We start from the raw sequence: 21,088 nt of genomic DNA on the forward strand, positions 1-21,088 counted from the left end.
GAGCGGGAGCAAGCTCCCTCGCCACAAAAACTCGCTTCCACAATTGATCGCAGTGACTTCAAGTACGCGTCGCCCCCCGGGCACTGGCCGCGAACTGATCCGCCGGCAGCACATGCTTACGCTCCAGCAGGCGATACACCACGCCGGTCAACACCAGGCCGAACACCATCACGCAGGACAGGAAGTACAGCCCCGACGCCAGGTTGCCGGTGTATTCCTTGAGCGCACCGATCACGAACGGCCCGATGTAGCCGCCCAGGTTGCCCACCGAGTTGATCAGCGCGATACCCGCTGCCGCACTGGCGCCGGCGAAGAAACGCCCCGGCAAGGTCCAGAACACCGCGGTGCAGGAAAACAGCGCAAATGCCACCAGGCACAACGCCGCCAGTTGCAACACCGGCACCGTCAGCCAGGCACTGAGGAACAGGCCGATGGCGCCCAGCACATAGAGCACGGCCAGATGACCGTAGCGATCGTTCAAGCGGTCGGAACTGCGAGGAATGATCAGCAAACCGATGATGCCGAAGATGTAGGGCACCGAGGACACGAAACCGGTCACCAGATCAGTGCCGCCAAATTGCTTGATCAACGTGGGCAGCCACAGGCCCAGCCCGTAGATGCTCAGGGTCACCGGCAGATAGAACAGCGCCAGCAGCAGGACACGCTTGTCCTTCAAGGCGTGCAGCGGATTGCCGTGCCGGGTCTGGCCGTATTCCTCAAGGTCTTTTTTCAGTTCCCCGGTCAGCCAGTCCTTTTCAGCCTGGTCCATCCACTTCACCTGTTGCGGACCATCCGGCAGATAACGCAGCACCGGCCAGGTCAGCAAGACCGCCGGCAGGCCGATGACGATAAACAACCACTGCCAGCCGTGCAGGCCCAGGATGCCGTCCATGCCCAGCAAGCCGCCGGAGACGGGGCCGGTGATCATCATGGCGATGGGCTGAGACAGAATGAACAGGCCCAGGATCTTGCCGCGATGGCGAACCGGGAACCATTGGGTGATGTAGTACAGCACGCCGGGGAAGAATCCGGCTTCCGCCGCGCCGAGCAGAAAGCGCATCACATAGAAGCTGTAAGGCCCTTGCACAAACGCCATGCCGATGGTGATGGCGCCCCAGGTGATCATGATCCGCGCGAACCAGCGCCGGGCACCGAAGCGTTCCAGCATCAGGTTGCTGGGGATCTCCAGCAGGAAGTAGCCAATGAAAAACAACCCCGCGCCCAGGCCGTAGGCGGCATCACCGATGCCGATGTCGGCGCCCATGTGCAGCTTGGCGAAGCCCACGGCGGAACGGTCCACGTAGGCGATCAGATATAGCAGGATCAGAAAAGGAATCAGTTTCAGCGTGATGCGGCGAATAAGCCGCAATTCCTGGCTCATGGGACCGGTCTCCGATTGTTGTTGTTATAGAACCTTGGGGGATTTCTCTGACCAATGAGCGCCAGGACAACCCCTCCGTTGAATCGGACTATATAGTAATACTATTTACCCAACAACACTTCCAAACAGAGCAAATTGAGCTTATGTTAGGCGCAAGCTAAAACCATATAGTCATACAATAAGAGAATCGATCATGTCTGATAAGAAACCCTCCCTGCGCTCGGCCCAATGGTTTGGCACCGCCGACAAAAACGGCTTCATGTACCGCAGCTGGATGAAAAATCAGGGCATCGCCGACCATCAGTTTCATGGCAAGCCAATCATCGGCATCTGCAACACCTGGTCGGAGCTGACACCATGCAACGCGCATTTCCGGCAGATCGCCGAACACGTCAAGCGCGGCGTGATCGAGGCCGGGGGCTTCCCGGTGGAGTTTCCGGTGTTCTCCAACGGCGAATCGAACCTGCGCCCTACCGCCATGCTGACGCGCAACCTGGCGAGCATGGACGTTGAAGAAGCGATTCGCGGCAACCCGATTGACGGCGTCGTGCTGCTCACCGGTTGCGACAAGACCACGCCCGCTTTGCTGATGGGTGCCGCCAGTTGCGACGTGCCGGCAATCGTCGTGACTGGCGGGCCGATGCTCAACGGCAAACACAAGGGTCAGGACATCGGTTCGGGCACGGTGGTCTGGCAATTGAGCGAACAGGTCAAGGCCGGCACCATCACCATTGACGACTTCCTCGCGGCCGAAGGCGGCATGTCCCGTTCGGCCGGTACCTGCAACACCATGGGCACCGCGTCCACCATGGCCTGTATGGCCGAAGCCCTCGGCACGTCCCTGCCCCACAACGCCGCGATTCCGGCGGTGGATGCGCGCCGTTATGTGCTGGCCCACATGTCCGGCATGCGTGCGGTGGAAATGGTCCGCGAAGACCTCAAGCTGTCGAAAATCCTGACCAAGGAAGCCTTCGAAAACGCCATCCGCGTCAACGCGGCCATCGGCGGCTCCACCAACGCGGTGATCCATCTCAAGGCCATCGCCGGACGCATCGGCGTGCAACTGGACCTGGACGACTGGACTCGCATCGGTCGCGGCATGCCGACCATCGTCGACCTGCAGCCGTCCGGACGCTTCCTGATGGAGGAGTTCTATTACGCCGGTGGTTTGCCCGCCGTGCTGCGCCGTCTCGGCGAAGCCAACCTGATCCCCAACCCGAATGCCCTCACCGTCAACGGCAAGAGCATCGGCGAGAACACCAAGGACGCACCGATCTACGGCCAGGATGAAGTCATCCGCACCCTGGACAACCCGATCCGCGCCGACGGCGGCATCTGCGTGCTGCGTGGCAACCTGGCGCCACTGGGGGCGGTGCTCAAGCCATCCGCCGCCACCGCCGAACTGATGCAGCATCGCGGTCGCGCGGTGGTGTTCGAGAACTTCGACGAGTACAAGGCGCGGATCAACGATCCGGAACTGGATGTCGATGCCAGCTCGATCCTGGTGATGAAGAACTGCGGGCCCAAAGGTTATCCGGGCATGGCCGAAGTCGGCAACATGGGGTTGCCGGCCAAGCTGCTGGCCCAGGGCGTGACGGATATGGTGCGGATTTCCGATGCGCGCATGAGCGGCACCGCCTACGGCACCGTGGTCTTGCATGTGGCGCCGGAAGCGGCAGCCGGCGGGCCTCTGGCGGCGGTGAAGGAAGGTGACTGGATCGAGCTCGATTGCGCTAGCGGTCGTCTGCACCTGGACATTCCGGACGCCGAACTCGCCGCTCGCCTGGCCGACATCGCCCCCCCGCAGCAACTACTGGTGGGCGGCTACCGCCAGCTGTACATCGACCATGTGTTGCAAGCGGACCAAGGCTGTGACTTCGACTTCCTGGTGGGCTGCCGCGGCGCCGAAGTACCGCGTCATTCCCACTGACACTTGACTCATGCTCAACAGAAGGTCCTGTGGGAGCGGGCTTGCTCGCGAATGCGGTTGAACATTCAACATTTGGGTTGACTGTCACACCGCATTCGCGAGCAAGCCCGCTCCCACATTTGGATCTTCTCTGAGTTCCAGACCGTGCTCGCACTAGCGACCCGCCATCGCCGCGCCTGCTATCATGCGCAACACTCCCCTCGCACAGGATCGCGCCGCATCCCATGGACTACCGTAAACCCTCCGACCGCAAAAGCATGCACGCGCGCATCGTCCAGGAACTGGGCATGCAGATCGTTTCCGGGCGTTTCAAACCCGACGATAAACTGCCCGCCGAAGCATTGTTGTGCGAGGAGTATGCCGTCAGCCGTCCGGTGTTGCGCGAGGCCACACGCGTGCTGGTCGCCAAGGGGCTGGTGTATTCGCGGCCACGGGTCGGCACGGTGGTCAAGGCGCGCCGGGAATGGCACATGCTCGACCCCGATGTGCTGCACTGGTTGATGCAAAGCAGCCCGCAGAATGAGTTCTTCAATCTGTTGACCAGCGTACGCAGCATCATCGAACCGGCCGCCGCGGCCCTCGCCGCACAGTTCGCCACCGACACCGACATCGCCGCGATCCGCGAGGCCTACCAGCGCATGGAGGCGGCACCGACCCCCGAGGCCGTGCTGCAACCGGACCTGGACTTCCACAGCCGCATCGCCGACGCCACCCACAACGACCTGCTCGCCAACCTGTGCAACATGTTGTCGGTCGCCATCGCCGAAGCCCTCAAGCACTCCAACCAGCGGCCCAACCTGCATGAACTGGCGATGCCGCGCCACAAGGCGATCCTCACCGCCATCGAGAACCGCGACGCCCTCGGTGCCCGGCATGCCACCCTGGTGCAACTGGACGATGCCCGCAGTGCACTGAACGTGGTGTTGGGCGCCGATCCTTCCTGATATCCCCAAGCACTCCCGACGAGGCCTGGCATAACCGGTATTCATCGAGGTGGTATTTATTTACCGCCCTGGCGGGACCGGGATGTCGATACTGTGCGCGTCGTCATTTCCGGCGGCCCTGAGTTTATGAAAAGGACTTCATATGACCGCGCCCTCTACGGCCAATACTCTCCCCGCGTTGGCTCAAAGCGTCAGCCTGCAATTTGCCAGTCGCCCGACCTTCGAGCAGTTCGCCAAACGCATGCTCGAACAGGCCATCAAGGAAAAATACCCCACACTGGCCTTCGACCTCTCCAAAACCCGGCTGGCAACGCCCGATACAGCTTCGCGCGGCTATCTGCTCGAACCCTTCATGGCCCGCGTCCTCGACTACCTGGCGCTGGGCACTCCTGTGCAATTCAAGGATCGCAACGGGCGGCGCAGCTTCCTGTCCGACGCGCCGCCGCGGCTGCTTTCGCCAGACGACGGCAAGCTGGATATGAACGTCATCAAAAAGCTGCTGCTCGAACTGCCCTGGAGCGTGCCCATCGGGCTAGAGGATGCGCTGACGCGTTACTGGAACGCCAACATCGACACCGCCTCGCAAACCGACAGGCAGGACGGCACCAGCCGCTGGCAGTGGCTCAGCGATGTGCTCAGAAATCTGCTGCATATCCGCGGTCTGCAGCAGCCTGGCCTTTCTGAAGAGGCCCGCGACGCCCTCGACCAGATTGTCCAATGGCCAGATCGTGAGCAACGCTTTCGGCGTCACGGCCAATCGTCCGTCTATGCCTACAGCCTGGAGACCCGGCTCACTCGGGACGGCTCCAGCAGTGTGTTGATCAGCAGCGAAATGCTGTTGGTCCGCTGCAAGAACAACTCGACACGCCTACTGCTTTGCAGTCCTGCCGGTGCTGTCCAGGCCTTCGACTCCCTGGAAGCGTTCACTCAACACTGGGGCACGCTGATCGCCAGCCAGTACGTCGTCGACAGCGTGACTTGCCAACGTAACGAGATCAGTGGCAATGCCTTCGAGACCCAGGCGGCCCTGATCCTGGAGCAGCAACTGGCCGACCTGGAGGCGGTGCAACTGCCCTCGCGTATTGGCCTGCCAGAGCTCAAGGCACTTTATGCCGAGCTGAGCGACCCCGCCCGCTATCTGCTCGACGCCCCGCAGCCGATGCCCGAAACGGCGGCACGGATCGCCCCCCTGATTCCCGACTGGCTGAAACAGGCGTCCGTCATCGACAGGACGAAGATCCAGCAATACAGCCTGGCATTGGCCAGTGCCAAGAAACGCAACCAGGGCCGCACCTTTCTCAGCGACATCCAGGATATCAAGGCTTTCGCCGCAGAGGCCCTGCTCAACGTCCTGCAGCAGGCCAACGACCGCAGTCCGACCAAGGCCCAGGCCAGCCAATATCAGCCCGATGATGTGCAACTGACCTTCAGCGCAGCGGCGGGCTATCCCGGCACCACCGGGATTGTCGAAAAAAGAACGATGAGCCTGACCGAACTGGCGATCGACAACCTCGTCTCCCGCCCCGGCGTGGATCCGGTGCTCAGCCATCGCCTGGGCCTGGCGCTACCGATGTGGTTGACGGCGGACTTCATCACTCGCAAGTACGGGCTGATCGAACAGGTGGACATCGGCACGACCTACCCGCGCTACCTGCAACAGAAACTGTTGGACGATGTGTCGCAAGCCCACCAGCGCCAACGGATGTTCGCCGAGGAGATCCCCGCCCAACTGCCGCTGGATGCCCTCAAGCAGATCCTCAACCACGAAAACGGCATGACCCGCCAAGGACTGGCCCTGATCGAAGCCCTGCTCAAGCCCGACGCCGATGAGCAACGGGTCGCGGGCGCTCCGGTCGTCATTCGCCACCTGGCCTTCCTGCGCAAGCCTGAAGCCCACCCTGATACCGTGACGAACATGTTCATCATCGAGCCGGAGGATATCGCTACTGGCCCGCATGTGCTGTATCGCCCGCTCTATACGCCTTCGCTGCTGCAATACCCGACGCGCCAGGCATTGCTGCAAGCCATCGCCGCGCCCGGAGACCTGCAACAGAGTGTACTGACCTGGATGTCCGACGCCGCTCGCCTGATCTACGCCAACGGCGGTTTCCAGGAACCCCATATCGTGCGCTTCTATCAGGGCGATGAGTTCAGCCTTCCCCAGAAGCCGGCGCCGGCGACCCTGGCGGTCGACAGCGTCAACGACGAACTGCGGCAGTTCCTGCGCAACGGCGAATTGATGCAATACCTCTACGGCAGCAATGCCCGGGCTCTGGTCACTCAGGCAGACCGGGGCTCGGTGTCCAACAGTGAAAGCCGCTGGGCCATTCTGCTTCACGGTGGCAGCCTGTTGTTCAACACCCTGCTGTTGCCCCTGCTGCGCGGCCCGGCCATGGCCACCGCCTGGCTATGGAGCCTGATGGCCAGCGCCAATCAGGACATCCCGGCCCTGAGCAGCGAAGACTCGGTGACCCGGGAACTCGCCGCTGTCGATCTGCTGCTCAACCTCGGCATGCTGCTGGTCCAGTTTCCCTCCATCAGTGCGCCCCCTCGGGCCCCATTGCCCGAAGCGCTCAAGGAACAGGTGATGCGCCCTCCCGCGCCGCGCATCATCTCGGAGCAGTGGCCCGCACCCGCGCCACCGAGCATTCATGAAGGGCCCGTGGCCTTGCCAGGGGAACGCTCCGGCGGCAGCGGCAGAAACCTTGACCTCAGTTTTGCCAGCGCGCGCCGACGGTTGACACCGGAGCAACTCGCCCGCCTGCAACGTTTCCAGGTAAACCAACCGGCATCCATGCCCGAGCCGACAAAATACGGCCCCTACACGGGCCTGTACGTCATTCGGAACACCTGGCACGCCCTGGTGGATGGAAAAATGTATCAGGTGACCCCGGAACCAGACGGCACCGCGATCATTGTCAATCCCCTCGCCCCGCGGGACTCGGCTCAGTATGGTCCGGTGCTGCAAGCGGATGCCCGGGGCAACTGGTCCATCGACCTGCGTCTGCGCCTGCGTGGGGGCATGCCCCCCAAGCGCCTGGCCAAACTGCGGGACATAAAGGCCCAACGCGCGGCCGAACTGAGCGAGCTGCTGAAGAGTTATTACAAGGGCGAGGCCGATGAGCAACGCGCCCTCGACACTGCCCAGGAAGTCATGACCAGAACCCAGGCAGGCAACTTTACCGAAGCGCAACGCGCGGACAAGCGGGCACGCTTCTACAAGCTGCTGGAGAAGCAGACTGACACCTATCTGAAGCTGCTGGACAACGTCACCGAATATGCCAGCCACGATATGCAGCTGCCCCCAGGCATCATCCGCGCCTTGATGGAGAATGTGGTCAACAATGCCCGCAAGGCCTTCCTGATCAACGAGTTCGACCTGACGGCACTGGATGCCGCTCATGGCCAATTCACACAAGATTATTCGACCCTGCAAGCGAATGTCGCCGGCAACCTTCTCGACTATTTCGATTACCTCGACGCGTTGAGCAACATCAACGATCGCTCGATCCATTGGCTGGAACTCAGGGACCGCTACCTGGAAGCGCTGTTGAACCTGGATGCCGCGGGCGCACAAGCATTTGAGCGGCTGACCCGGGACCGCCCGTTGGGTGAACGAACGGCATTGGCCACCAAGGCCCTGCAACTGCCTACGCTAGCGGCGCTGATCTTCAAGGACCCCGATTCCGACCTTCCCGAGAACCTGCACAACGTCACCCAGTTATTGATGGAACAGGCGCGCTCCCAGTCCGACCTGAGCACCTACGAACTGAGCCCATCGGAACAGATCGAGGTTCTGGAAAGCCTGATCGAACACTATGGCGCGGCCCTCGATGCCATGCAGGGTATGAAAGCCCTCAATGCCGCAGACATGAACACCTCCTATTTCGGCAGGCTGTTCAGGCTGGTGGAAGGCCTTTATCAAGACGTGTCCGCCAAACTGGCCGCCGAGATCAAGCCCGAGCCGGCACCGCGCAAGCGTCCGCCCAAACGTAGCAGGACACCTGCCGGGCGCCCGCAGAAGAAGGTCATCAAGACGCGCAAGAGCGGTGTTTTGATCGGCGACCTGAAACCGGCCGGCACGTCGCTGCCGATCGAGGTCGTCGAGCTGCGCTCCGAAGTCGACGACAGGCTGCTCGCCACCTACTCGCAACACGACGACGTCTGGGACCTCGTCGAGGTCCAACGACCAGTCCCAGCACCCCGCACACGCTCGGTCAAGGCGATCAAGGCCGATGCACGAAAACTGCTCGGGCAATTGGAAACCAGCCTGTTGAACGCCGAACGCTATAAAACCCAGTGTCGCTTCCCACAGGAAATCGAGGAAATCCTCAGCAACGAAGCGAGTCGCTACCGCAAACTGTCCGAAGAACTCGAACGAGCCTTCACCGCCTCAAAAAACCCGCGCACCGCAGCCGATCAGACACTGACCGAGCAACTGTCAAACGCTGTTTCGCGCCTGATCACCCGAGGCAGTGAACTGCGCACCGAATTGAGCCTGAAACTGCCCCCCACCGACAGCAACCTTCGCTACCTGTTCGAGAAAAACCTGATACAAGTTGCCAAGCTCGGCGAACGCAAAGCCTTGAAGGGCGAGCGCAAGGATTTCCTCCAGGAGTACGCCATCAATGACCGGGACGGTTGGCCCCTCTGGTACGCGCACTTTCATTACGAAACGGCAGACACGCCAAAAGCTGACTTTAGCGTCGCGCATTTGAAAACCAAGGAACAGCGCAAGGAGCACTACCATTCAATGCTGGCCAAGGCGAAAAGCCCTTACGCAGTGGTGAATGTGTACCGAGGACAGATCGGCAGGCCGTTGGCGCAAAGCAAGTTCTTGCCGTTGGCGCCTTGACGGGAGTGGGTGACTCACCGTGGCGAGGGAGCTTGCTCCCGCTGGACTGCGCAGCAGTCCCAAAAAGGCTGGATGCGATCAACCTGATCCACCAAGGCGCCTGGTCTGGGGGGCTGCTTCGCAGCCCAGCGGGAGCAAGCTCCCTCGCCACAGATTCATTCCAGGCTCCTTGAGTGGGTCAAGGTTGCAGCCTTGCTGGTCAGTCAGTGGGCAAACAACGACTTACTCTTCTGCCCTGCCATTTTCTCAGGTTTGATCAGGAAACGCGCCAGCGCCGGCAGCAGCCACAGTGCCCCGAACATGTTCCACAGCAACATGAACGTCAGCATCAGCCCCATGTCGGCCTGGAACTTGATGGCCGAGAAGATCCAGGTGCACACACCGATGGCCAGGCACAGGCCAGTGAACAACACCGCCTTACCGGTGGACTTCAGCGTCTGGTAGTACGCCTCTTGCAACGGCAACCCGGCCCGCAGGAAGCTTTCCAGGCGGCTGTAGATGTAGATGCCGTAATCCACGCCAATCCCCACGCCAAGCGCCACCACCGGCAGCGTCGCGACTTTCACGCCAATCCCCATGAAGGCCATCAGCGCGTTACCCAGCACCGAGGTCAGCACCAGCGGCAGCACGATGCACAGCGTCGCCGCCCAGGAACGGAAGGTGATCATGCACATGGTTGCCACGCAGATGTACACCAGGATCAGAATGGTCAGTTCCGATTCCTTGATCACTTCGTTGGTCGCCGCTTCAATGCCAGCGTTGCCGGCGGCGAGGATGAACTCCAGGCCGTCGCGATTATTTTCCTTGGCAAACGCCTGCACCACCTTCACGGCGCGGTCCAGGGTCTCGGCCTTGTGGTCGTTGAGGAACACCAACACCGGGGCCACGGAGCAGTTGTTGTTGTACAGGCCATCGGCCCGGGCAATGGAGTTGTTCAGCACATCAGGGTTGCGCGACAAGGTTTCCCACTTCAGGTTGCCCTCGTTCATGCCCTTGATCATTTGTTTGGACACGGTGACCAGGGAGATCGCCGACTGCACCCCCTCGGTGTTCTGCATTTTCCACATCAGCTCGTCGATGGGGGCCATGGCTTCATAGCGTGAGCAGCCTTCAGCCTTGGTCTTGACCATCACCACCAATACGTCGGAGCTGGTGGAATAGTTGCTGATGATGAAGTTGTTGTCCTGGTTATAGCGCGAGTCCGGACGCAACTCCGGCGCGCCCTGGTCCAGGTCACCGATCTTCAGGTTCTGGCTGTACCAGAGGCCGCCACCAAAGGCGATCAAGGCCAGGACGATCGACACCGGCGCGACCTTGGCGCTGGCAAATTTCGACAGCAGGCGCCAGAACGGGTGTTCACGCGTCGCATCCTTTTTGCTGCGCTCGATGGCACGTTTGCTGATGCCGACATAGGAAATCGCCACCGGCAACAGGATCAGGTTGGTGAACACAATCACCGCCACGCCGATGGACGCCCCAAAGGCCAGTTCCCGGATCACGCCGATATCGATGATCAGCAAGGTGATAAAGCCGACGGCATCCGCCAGGATCGCGATCATCCCCGGCAGGAACAACTGACGGAATGTGCGCCGCGCCGCCGTCAGGGCGTTGTCCGCTTCACTGGATTGCAGAGCGATACCGTTGATTTTCTGCACGCCGTGGGAGATACCAATGGCGAAGATCAGAAACGGTACCAGCATCGAATAAGGATCGAGCCCGAAACCGACGGCGTGCATCAGCCCCAACTGCCAGACCACGGCTACCAGGGTCGTGCTCAGCACTGCAATGGTGCTGCGCATGCAGTTGGTGAACCAGTACAGCAGCACCAGGGTAATGATGAAGGCCACGCCGAAGAACATCACCACCATGGTCAGGCCGTCGATCAAGTCACCGACCTTCTTGGCAAAGCCCACGATATGGATCTTCACGTTGGGGTTCTGGGCTTCAAACTTGTTGCGAATCTTGTCTTCGAGTTCGTGGGAGAACTTCTGGTAATCCAGGGCCAGCAGCTTGCCCTGGTCCTGCGGGTCCGGATAGGACTCCAACAGCGGGATATCGATGATGCTCGATTTGAAATCGTTGGCCACCAGGCGTCCGACCTGACCGGACTTGAGCACGTTGTTGCGTAACAGATCGAGGCTGTCGGCCGAGCCGTCATAGCTCTGGGGAATCACCTCACCACCGGCAAAGCCCTCCTCCGTCACTTCGGTCCAGCGCACGCTCGGGCTCCACAACGACTTGAGGCCGGAGCGGTCGACGCCGGAAATGTAGAACACCTCGTCATGAATCTGGCGCAAGGTCTCCATGTAATCCTTGGAGAAAATGTCACCGTTGGTGGCCTCCACGGAAATCCGCACCGTGTTGCCCAGGTTCGCCAAATCATTGCGGTGTTCGAGCATCTTCTCGATGAAGGGGTGCTCGAGGGGAATCATTTTTTCGAAACTGGTGGACGGCCGGATCAGCGTGGCCTGCCAGAACAGGAAAATACTGACCAACAGGCAAATGACGATCACTGCCGGGCGGTTGTTGAAAATCAGGCGTTCGAGAAACGTTGCCTTGTCTTGATGATGACTGCTCATGGGGTCCGCCTTCTTGTTATTGTGCCCGCCGGATGTTTGCGGCTCATTTGCTCAATTCAGCGCCGGTGGGGGTGGTGGCGTGAACGCCACCCTGTCCTGCCAGGATCAGATTGCCGTTGCCCGCCGCCGTGACGGCCGCCACGGAAATCCGATCCGGGCGGTTGAATACGCTGAAGGTCACGCCGTCATCGCTGCTGCGCACCACACTGCCGCCGTTGCCGACAATGACGATGGAGCCATCTGGCAAGAGCGTGGCTCCGGACAGGCCGAATTCCAGGGCACCCCGGGTGGCCTTGAGCTCGACCTGCTCCCAGGTGCTACCAAAATCGGTGGAGCGATAGAGGTTGCCGCGCAGGCCGTAGGCCAGCAGCGTTGAAGGCTGAGCGGTGCCGATGACGCCGAACAGCGAGCCTTCGTATGGGCCTTCGATCTTTTCCCAGGTCTGGCCCCAATCGCTGGAACGGAACATGCTGCCGGCCTCACCGACGATGAACAGCCCGGCGTCTTTCACCGCAGCGATCGCGTTGAGGTGGAACTGGTCTTCGTTGTCGAGGCGATCCCCGACCTCTTCCCAGTGCTTGCCGCCGTCGGTGGTTTCGAACAGCGCCCCGTAGGCGCCCACGGCAAAACCGTTGCTCGCATCCTTGAACCAGACGTCCAGCAGCGGCGATTCACGGGTCAGGTCTTCGAATTGCTTGGTCCAGGTGCTGCCACCGTCTTCGCTGGCCAGTATCTGCGCGTCGTGCCCCACGGCCCAGCCGTGTTTGTCATCGACGAAAAATACTGCGGTGAGCAACTGGCGGGTCGGCACCTTGGCCTGAGTCCAGGAGCTGCCCTGATCGTCCGAATAGACAATGTGCCCGCGATCACCGACCGCCACCAGGCGTTTGCCGGCATGGACCACATCGAGCATCAGGGTTTTGCTGGCCTTGGCCGACTCGACGGAATAGATGACATCGGCTGTCGACGCCGCTACGGCCATCACCGGTGCAGACAACACGGCAGAGCCCAGCAGCGAGAGCGCCGAGACCAGCAACGCGACTCTGCGCAGTACCGGCGGCCGGCAGCGGCCCACAGCCATGACAGGCTCATTCATAGACCTTTCCCCCATTATTATTGTTAGGTCATTCAACCCTTCAGGGCGCCGTAAGCGGGCTTATCGTGATTGACTGTTCTGGAGCATAGTCCTGAAACCTGCAATCTAGAGCCACTTCGGAAGCTGACCTATCCTATCGGGCTTTGGAAAGGTCTGACAATCGACACCGCGTTATCTTTTGTTAACCGTGGGGGGATGCGGTTGGGGGTGAATGAAGGGGTATTCGGGGAGGTTATAGCTGGACGCTGGGTAGCTATAGCGGTGGCTGGTCTGACGCTATCGCGAGCAGGCTCGCTCCCACAGGGTATCTCTGTTGAACACAAAACAGGCGTCCATTGAAGATCCCTTGTGGGAGCGAGCCTGCTCGCGATGCGAACACCGCGGTCTGCCAGACAGACCGCGGCGCCAAGGTCACGCCAGGCTCTTGCTCACCACTTCAAACACATCGGCCGACAGCCCGCCGGACGCGAGGATGCGCTCCAGCTCGGCTTTCATCAGCGCCTGGCGGGCGCTGTCGTATTTGCGCCAACGGGTCAGCGGCGCCAGTTGCCGTGCGGCGATCTGCGGGTTGAAGCCATTGAGCTGGATCACCAGGTCCGCCAGGAAGCGATAACCCGAACCGTCGGCGGCGTGGAAGTTGATCAGGCTTTGCCCGGCAAACGCCCCCACCAGCGCGCGAACCTTGTTCGGGTTCTTGATATTGAACGCCGGGTGCTCCATCAAGGCCTTGACCCGCGCCAGGCCACCCGGCAACGGGCTGCCGGCCTGGACGCTGAACCATTGGTCCATGACCAGCGGGTTGCCTTTGAAGTTTTCCGCGAACACTTCCAGAGCCTTGGCCTTCTCGGCTTCAAACAGCGAATTGACCAACACCGCCAGCGCCGTGAGACGCTCGGTCATGTTGTCGGCGGTGTCGAACTGCTCCAGGGTGGCACTGAGCACTTCCGGCTTGTCGGCAAGCATCAAGTACGACAGCGCGATGTTCTGCAAGGCGCGACGGGCGAAATGCTCGGCCTCGGCCACATACGGTGTGCGCTTGGACAGGTCGCGGTTGGCTTCATAGCGCAGCCACAGGGCTTCGAACAGATTCTCCGCCAGTTGTTTGCGGGCAAATTCACGGGCGGCGTGGATCGCCTCCACGTCAGCCACTTCGCTGATTTCCGTCAGGTAAGCCTCGCCAGGCAGCGAGAGCATTTCCGCGACCATGGCCTGGTCCAGGGATTCGTCCGACAGTACGGTGCGCAACGCGCTGACCAAACGCGGGTCCAGCACCAGCGGTTCACCTTTCTGATGCTGGGCGATCAGTTCCTGTAGCACTTGCACCGACAATTGCTGGCCGGCATCCCAGCGGTTGAAGCCGTCGCTGTCGTGCTGCATCAGGAACATCAACTGGTCGCGGCTGTACGGGAAGCTCAGCTTCACCGGCGCCGAGAAGCCACGCAGCAGCGATGGCAGGGGTTGTTCGGCGATATCGACAAAGGTGAAAGTCTGCTCGGCTTCGGTCACCGAGATCACCCGGGAGGTACCCTTTGCCGCCGCTTCACCGGCCAGGCGCAAAGGCATTTCAGCGCCCTTCCCGTCCAGCAACCCCAGCTCCACGGGAATCACAAATGGCAGTTTTTCCATTTTGTCCGGGGTCGGTGGGCAGCTCTGCCTGAAGGTCAGGCTGTAGGTCCGGGCAGCAGCGTCGTAGGCCTCGCTGACCGCCAGCCGTGGCGTGCCGGCCTGGCTGTACCAGCGCTTGAACTGACCGAGGTCGACGCCGTTGGCATCCTCCATGGCCTTGATGAAGTCATCGCAGGTCACGGCCTGGCCGTCGTGGCGCTCGAAGTACAGGTCGCTGCCCTTGCGAAAGCCCTCGGCGCCCAGCAAGGTGTGGATCATGCCGACCACTTCCGAACCCTTCTCGTACACGGTCAGGGTGTAGAAGTTGGAAATTTCCATGAAGCTGTCCGGGCGCACCGGGTGGGCCATGGGACCCGCGTCTTCGGCAAACTGGTGAGTGCGCAGGTACGCCACGTCCTGGATACGCTTGACCGTGGCCGAGTTCATGTCGGCCGAAAAACCGGCGTCACGGAACACAGTGAAGCCTTCCTTGAGGGACAACTGGAACCAGTCACGGCACGTCACGCGGTTGCCCGACCAGTTATGGAAATACTCGTGGGCAACGATCGCTTCGACCCGCTGGTGCGCGGCATCGGTGGCGGTTTCGGCGCGGGCCAGCACTGCGCTGGAGTTGAAGATGTTCAGGCCCTTGTTTTCCATGGCGCCCATGTTGAAGTCGTTGACCGCGACAATCATGAAGATGTCCAGGTCATACTCACGCCCATAGACCTCTTCATCCCAGCGCATCGACTTCTTGAGGCTGGTCATGGCGTGCTGGCACTTGTCGATGTTTTCCGGCTCGACATAGATACGCAGCGCGACGGTGCGCTCGGTCATGGTGGTGAAGGTGTCTTCGACGCACCACAGGTCCCCGGCCACCAGGGCAAACAGGTAGGCGGGTTTCTTGAACGGGTCTTCCCAGGTCGCCCAGTGCCGGCCATCTTCGCCGGGACCGCTGGCGATCGGGTTGCCGTTGGACAGCAACACCGGATAGCTGTGCTGCTCGGCCACCACCGTGGTGGTGAATGTGCTCATCACATCCGGCCGGTCGAGGTAATAGGTGATCTTGCGAAAACCCTCAGCCTCGCACTGGGTGCAGAACATGCTGCCGGATTTGTACAAGCCTTCCAGGGCGGTGTTGGTTTCCGGGTGGATTCTGACGCTGGTGTCCACCGTGAAGGCCGAGGCCTTGGGTTGCAGGGTCAGGTGGCTGCCGTCCAGTTGATAGTCCAGCGGATTGAGGTCGATGTCATCGAGCTTGATCGAGAGCAGCTCCAACTGCTGGCCATCGAGCACCAGGGGCGGCAGGCCGGCCCCGCGCTCGGGGTTACGGCGCATCACCAGTTGCGCATGGACCAGGCTGTGGTCCTCGAACAACTCGAAGGTCAGGTGTGTCTCGTCGATCAGGTACTCGGGCGCCTGATAGTCCTTCAGGTAAATCATCTTCGGTTGTTCGGTGCGCATGGGTCGAGTCCTTCTACTGATGCACGGCGAGCTGATAAGCCGTGTATTTACGAATATTGATCACGCCGGTGTCGAAAATCAGGTATTGGCCCTTGATCCCCAGCAGCGTGCCTTCGGCAATCGGGTTCTTGTCCAGGTTGAAGCTGACGATCTTGGCCGGGTACTGCTCCACCGGATAACGGATCTCGATGGGCTCGACGTCCGCTATGGTCTGGATCGCTTGCAGACCGAATCGTTCCTGCAAGCCTTGCAGACCTTCAGCGCAGCTCTCGAACAGCGAATCGCGGATCCGGGGCAGGTCCACCGCCACGGCATCGCCCTTGAGCAACGCGCGCCAGTTGGTCTTGTCCGCCACCTGACTGCGCAACAGGTCTTCGACAAAGCCCGATTGCTGGCGCGTGGCGACCCGCAGGATCGGCAGCGCCTGGCTGGCGCCCTGGTCAAGCCAGCGGGTCGGCAGTTGCGTGGCGCGGGTGATGCCGACTTTCACGCCCGAGGAATTGGCCAGGTACACCACATGATCGGTCATGCAGAACTGTTCGCCCCAGGCCGGATCGCGGCAGGTGCCCGCGTCGAAGTGGCAGCGCTCGGGGCTCATGATGCACAGGTCGCATTGGGCCAGCTTGGTCATGCAGGGGTAGCAATAACCCTGGCTGAAACTGGTCTTGGTCCGGCGTCCGCAGTGGCTGCAGTGGATCGCGCCGAGAAACTCCAGGCGCAGCGTGCTGCCGATCAACGGATTGACCGGCACCTCGGTATCGCCCAGGCGAAAGGCGTATTGAACGGTCGGCCCGTCAAGGCGTGCCGACATCTTGCTGATTGCACCGCGGCCAATCTCGATCAATGGATGGCATCCGACTTGAACAGGATGTTCGGCACTTCTGTGGCCTTCGATTGGCACTCCTGCGGCCCCATGTAGCCGGTGCGTTCCTCTTCGGGCAGGTTCTGGATCTCCCAGGCGATCATCGCCTGCAGCGACAGTTCGCGCTGCTCGGCGGTGAGTTTGTTGCCATCGGCCCATTTCCCGATTTCCACCGCCAGTTTCAGGCTCTGATAGATATCGGGGGTGATGTTTTTGATCATTTCGTTGAACGAGGACATGGGTTCTCCGCGCAATCGCGCCTATTCAAATATTACAGGCGCCCGTCAGGGAGCCATTTTACGACGAGCGAACAGTCCGCCCAACAAACCCGTGAAGCAACCGATGAGCAGCCCGCCGACGTGGGCCGCGTTGGCGATTTCGCCGAAGCCGATCAGCGAGATCAGCCCGGACAGGCACAGCACCAGCCACACCAGCATCATCACCAACACCCCGCGGGGTAAGTGATAGGCCGGGTTCGGTGCCAATAGCTGGAAAATCCAGCAATGCCCCAGCAGGCCATAGAGCACGCCGGACAAGCCGCCGAACAAGGTCGGGCCGCTGAACAAATATTGGGCGAAGTTGGACACGAGGCTGAACAGAAGGGTCAGCCCCAGCAGGTTGATGCCGCCCTGGCGCGCTTCGATCCGCCGTCCCAGTTCCCAATACCACATGCCATTCATGGCGATGTGCAGGAAACCGAAATGGATCAGCATCGGCGTCACCAGGCGCCACCATTGCCCCGCCGCCAGGCTGTCGGCCAGGGGCGTGAAATGGATATAGTCGCCGACGACGCGAAACTCCAGGAACGTCAGCCAGCGCAAGGTCTCGAGATTTTCCCCCAGCAACGTCACGGCGCCGACGATCAGGCTCAGCAGCAACATCAGGGCAGTGACCGGACTGCGGGTCAGTTGCTCGACGAAACCGGGCCGTCGCGACGTGCTGCCGCTGGCGGGCAACGCCAACTGTTGCTCGGGATCGCCGCTCGGAAAGCGTGCGTACAACGAGCGCACGTCTTCGCTGACTTCATCCGGCACCCACAGCACCTGCTCGCCCGCCTCTTCGCTGACCCGATGGGGCACCTGCATGCGCTGGAGCAATTTGACGAAGCCACTCAGATCCTCGGCCAAGGGCAAGCGCAAGACCGCTACGACGCTCATCGCAACTCCTCCGGCCGCTCGACATCGACCCAGACAAATTTGTGCGGGTCCAGTCGGGTCTCTGCGTCGAGACGATAGGCCACCAATTTTCCGTAAAGCACCGCGCTGTAATCCAGGCAGGCCAGGTTCGCGCGAATCGGCGCGGGTTTGCCGCTGCGCCAGTAATGACCGACGAACAACATCGGCTCATGAACGCCATAGCGCAGCAGATTATTCTTTTCATCCGGCGACAGCGGCGTGCGGGCCACCGGTTCGGGCAAGGCGTCGGGTTGGAACACGATGTCTCCATAGGTCTGCGGATCGTCTTCCCAGAACTTGGTGCGGAAGAACGAACGGGTCAGACCGTCACCCCCGGTGAGGGTCAGGCCATGGGGCAAGCGCATGTCGGTGCCACGCAGCAGGCGATCGAACACCGTGCAGGCAAAACTGCCCGGCTCCGCCGAGGCCTGGAGGAAATGCTCGTCGATACAGCCGTCCGGGAACAGGCCTCGCAGGGGCTCGATCAGACCGTTATCCCAGCAGGCGTGCACCACCCGGAAGCGCTGGGCATCGACAAACAACGGCAACTCGTAAAACCACTTGAGAAAGTCCTGCCAATCAGCGGGATGCTGCTCGAACTGAGTCAGGGTTTCGTTGAGCAGGCGCGCATGGCGCGGGGTGTGTTCGCGCACGTAGCGCTGGCCGCTGCCTGGCAGTGCCGGCGTGCTCCAGCCCAGGGCGTTGAACTCGTGGTTGCCCATGATGCACAGCGCCTGTCCGGCCACCACCATGTCGTGGACGATGTGCAGGGCTTCGCGGATCCGCGGACCACGGTCGATGATGTCCCCCAGGAACACGGCCATGCGCGACGGGTGCCGCCAGACGCCACCCTGCTTGTGGTAGCCGAGGCGGTCCAGCAGGCGTTCCAGGGTCAGGGCGCATCCGTGCACGTCGCCGATCAGGTCGTAACTGCGCGCAGGATCGAGCATCAGTCGCCTCCACCCCCCAACCGACTGCCCCAGCCGAGCTTGGTCCGGCAGACTTCGTAGTAATTGTGATCCAGCGGGTGGATCAGGCGCAGTTTCTGCGCTTTTTTGCTGACGGTGATGGTGTCGCCCGGTGCGCAGGTGAAATGGTTCTGACCGTCACAGGACACTTGCGGGTAGATCTGCATATCCTTGGACACGACGATTTTCAGCTCACTGTTGCCATCGACCACAATGGGTCGCCCAGACAAGGTATGGGGGTACATGGGCACAATCACAATAGCGTCGAGCTTGGGATGCATGATCGGGCCACCGGCCGAAAGCGCATAGGCCGTGGAGCCGGTGGGCGTGGCGACGATCAGGCCGTCGGCCTTCTGGCTGCAGACGAACTGGCCGTCGATGTACAGCTCGAATTCGATCATGCGCGTGGATTTGCCCGGGTGCAGCACCACATCGTTGAGGGCGTCGCCCTGGCCAATGGCCTCGGCGTGACGGCGCACCTCAGCTTGCAGCAGGAAGCGGTTCTCCACCAAGTAATGGCCGTCCAACACCTCGGCGACCTTGGTTTCCAGCTCGTCGGGGCGGATATCGGTCAGAAACCCCAGGCTGCCGCGGTTGATCCCCAGCACCGGAATGTTGTGCCGCGCCAGGGCTCGGGCGGCCCCCAGCAGGCTGCCGTCGCCGCCGACCACGATCACCATGTCACAGACTTCGCCGAGCATCTTGCGCGACGACGTCTGCAGGCCGTGGCCGGGCAAGACTTCGGCGATGGTGTCTTCGAGGATCACATGCAGGTGCCGCTCCAGGAGGAAGCGTTTGAGTCGGCGAACGGTGTCCAACACCTGCGAACTGCCCAGGCGACCGATGATGCCGATATTACGAAATTGCTCCATGGGGCTCCTGCGAGGGTCTGCGTCGGGCGAAAAACCCGATTATGGGCGAAAGCGGCCCATAGACAAAATGCTTTAAGCCTTCACCATGGCGCAATGCCGTTCATTTAAGGTTTACCTGAATCACTGTGGCGAGGGAGCTTGCGCCCGCTCGGTTGCGCAGCAGCCGCTCCAAGGGGCCTGCTTCGCAGTCCAGCGGGAGCAAGCTCCCTCGCCACGGCTCTTTACTTTCCTGAAATGAACAGCATTGGCCGCATAGCGGCTATGCTCGCAAAATGATCCTGTTTCCAGAATTGCTCGACTTGCCCCGCCGCCTGCGCCATCCCGAGGTGCGCGACCTGGCGTGGGCGATCCTGGCCCCGCCAATGCTCATCGACACACCCTGGCCCCAACGCCATCCCCTGACCGGCAGTGACTGGGTGCATCAGCCTCATCGGCTGGAACACTGGCTGCAGCAACTGGACCGCGACAGCTATTCCCTGCTGCATTGCCTGTCCCAGGGCCGGACCCGGCGCCTGGGCCTGTACTACGAAAGACTGTGGCAGTTTGCGGTGCAACACGCACCGGGCATCGAGCTGGTCGCCGCGAACCTGCCGATCCGGCATCAGGGCCATACTCTGGGCGAGCTGGACCTGCTGCTGCGCGACGGCGAAGGCATCCATCACCTGGAACTGGCCATCAAGCTTTACCTCGGCCCTCAGGACGGTAACGGGCAAGACGCGGCGCAGTGGCTTGGCCCGGGCAGCCATGACCGGCTCGACCGCAAACTGGCCCATCTACGCGAACACCAATTACCGATCTCGGCACGCCCAGAAAGCCGTGAAGCCCTGGCGGCGCTGGGCATTGACGCCTCGGGCATCGAGTCGTTTCGTTCCGAGCTCTGGCTGGGTGGCTATCTGCTTTACCCGTGGCCCGGCCATGCCGAAGCGCCGGCCGGTGCGCACCCCAGGCATTTGCGCGGCAGTTGGCTGCATCAGTGCGACTGGCCGGCGTTCATCGCGCAACGCCCACCGGGCCGCTGGCAACCCCTGCCCCGCGCCGCGTGGCTGGCCCCGGCGCATTACCCAGCGGAGCAGACCTGGAGCACCGGGCAACTGGAAGCCTGGCGACTGGCCCTCGACCCCATGGCGCCGGCGCAACTGATGGTGCGCCTCACGGAAAATGCCAAAGGTGAATGGGAAGAGGCCGAGCGGCTGTTCCTGGTGGTGGATCGTTGGCCGGATGTGCCGGGTAATGGCTGATTTTGGCGGTGTTTGCCAGGGCCTCATCGCGAGCAGGCTCGCTCCCACCTGGGTTCTCTGCTCACCAATGAAATGGCAGGCGCTGCGGTCACTGTGGGAGCGAGCCTGCTCGCGATGAA

Annotated in this window: 13 protein-coding genes; 4 read left to right on the forward strand and 9 right to left on the reverse strand. The window is 61.5% G+C overall.

Annotated elements, in window-relative coordinates; all coding sequences use genetic code 11:
- Positions 1–58: 58 nt before the first annotated feature.
- Complete coding sequence (locus tag HU811_RS13530; RefSeq protein WP_186656351.1) at positions 59–1,381, reverse strand: MFS transporter; 1,323 nt, start codon at positions 1,379–1,381, stop codon at positions 59–61.
- A gap of 193 nt (positions 1,382–1,574) precedes the next feature.
- Between HU811_RS13530 and HU811_RS13535 the strand changes: the two genes are divergently transcribed.
- From HU811_RS13535 to HU811_RS13545, 3 genes are all read left to right on the forward strand, one after another.
- On the forward strand, positions 1,575–3,311 hold the full coding sequence (locus tag HU811_RS13535) for an IlvD/Edd family dehydratase (RefSeq protein ID WP_092165380.1): 1,737 nt from the start codon (positions 1,575–1,577) through the stop codon (positions 3,309–3,311).
- Between the two features lie 224 nt (positions 3,312–3,535).
- A complete protein-coding gene (locus HU811_RS13540; protein ID WP_186656352.1) occupies positions 3,536–4,255 on the forward strand; it encodes a FadR/GntR family transcriptional regulator in 720 nt (239 codons plus the stop codon).
- Positions 4,256–4,397: 142 nt separating this feature from the next.
- The gene (locus HU811_RS13545) at positions 4,398–9,110 is read left to right on the forward strand and encodes a dermonecrotic toxin domain-containing protein (protein WP_186656354.1); all 4,713 of its coding nucleotides are present in this window, start codon (positions 4,398–4,400) and stop codon (positions 9,108–9,110) included.
- A 203-nt stretch (positions 9,111–9,313) separates the two neighbouring features.
- On the opposite strand, the gene HU811_RS13550 is transcribed toward HU811_RS13545, so the two are convergent.
- The 8 genes from HU811_RS13550 to HU811_RS13585 form a co-directional block, all read right to left on the reverse strand.
- Complete coding sequence (locus tag HU811_RS13550) at positions 9,314–11,689, reverse strand: efflux RND transporter permease subunit (protein WP_092453801.1); 2,376 nt, start codon at positions 11,687–11,689, stop codon at positions 9,314–9,316.
- A gap of 43 nt (positions 11,690–11,732) precedes the next feature.
- Positions 11,733–12,785, reverse strand: a complete 1,053-nt coding sequence (locus HU811_RS13555) for a WD40/YVTN/BNR-like repeat-containing protein (protein WP_186656356.1) — start codon at positions 12,783–12,785, stop codon at positions 11,733–11,735.
- A gap of 411 nt (positions 12,786–13,196) precedes the next feature.
- Positions 13,197–15,854 (reverse strand): aminopeptidase N, encoded by a 2,658-nt coding sequence (gene pepN, locus HU811_RS13560; RefSeq protein ID WP_186656358.1) that lies wholly within the window; start codon positions 15,852–15,854, stop codon positions 13,197–13,199.
- Positions 15,855–15,867: 13 nt separating this feature from the next.
- Positions 15,868–16,698, reverse strand: coding sequence for a DUF2797 domain-containing protein (locus tag HU811_RS13565; RefSeq protein WP_186656360.1), 831 nt, complete (start codon positions 16,696–16,698; stop codon positions 15,868–15,870).
- Complete coding sequence (locus tag HU811_RS13570) at positions 16,695–16,955, reverse strand: YeaC family protein (protein ID WP_186656362.1); 261 nt, start codon at positions 16,953–16,955, stop codon at positions 16,695–16,697. The genes HU811_RS13565 and HU811_RS13570 overlap by 4 nt, the downstream gene beginning before the upstream one ends.
- Before the next feature lie 45 nt (positions 16,956–17,000).
- The gene (locus HU811_RS13575; RefSeq protein ID WP_186656364.1) at positions 17,001–17,873 is read right to left on the reverse strand and encodes a rhomboid family intramembrane serine protease; all 873 of its coding nucleotides are present in this window, start codon (positions 17,871–17,873) and stop codon (positions 17,001–17,003) included.
- Complete coding sequence (locus tag HU811_RS13580; protein ID WP_177218143.1) at positions 17,870–18,844, reverse strand: metallophosphoesterase; 975 nt, start codon at positions 18,842–18,844, stop codon at positions 17,870–17,872. Before HU811_RS13580 ends, HU811_RS13575 begins: the two co-directional genes overlap by 4 nt.
- The gene (locus HU811_RS13585) at positions 18,841–19,731 is read right to left on the reverse strand and encodes an NAD(+) kinase (protein ID WP_003202709.1); all 891 of its coding nucleotides are present in this window, start codon (positions 19,729–19,731) and stop codon (positions 18,841–18,843) included. Before HU811_RS13585 ends, HU811_RS13580 begins: the two co-directional genes overlap by 4 nt.
- 272 nt (positions 19,732–20,003) lie before the next feature.
- Between HU811_RS13585 and HU811_RS13590 the strand changes: the two genes are divergently transcribed.
- Complete coding sequence (locus HU811_RS13590; RefSeq protein WP_186656366.1) at positions 20,004–20,969, forward strand: DUF1853 family protein; 966 nt, start codon at positions 20,004–20,006, stop codon at positions 20,967–20,969.
- Positions 20,970–21,088: the final 119 nt, after the last annotated feature.

This window comes from Pseudomonas tehranensis, assembly GCF_014268615.1.
In the GTDB taxonomy this organism is placed as follows: domain Bacteria; phylum Pseudomonadota; class Gammaproteobacteria; order Pseudomonadales; family Pseudomonadaceae; genus Aquipseudomonas; species Aquipseudomonas tehranensis.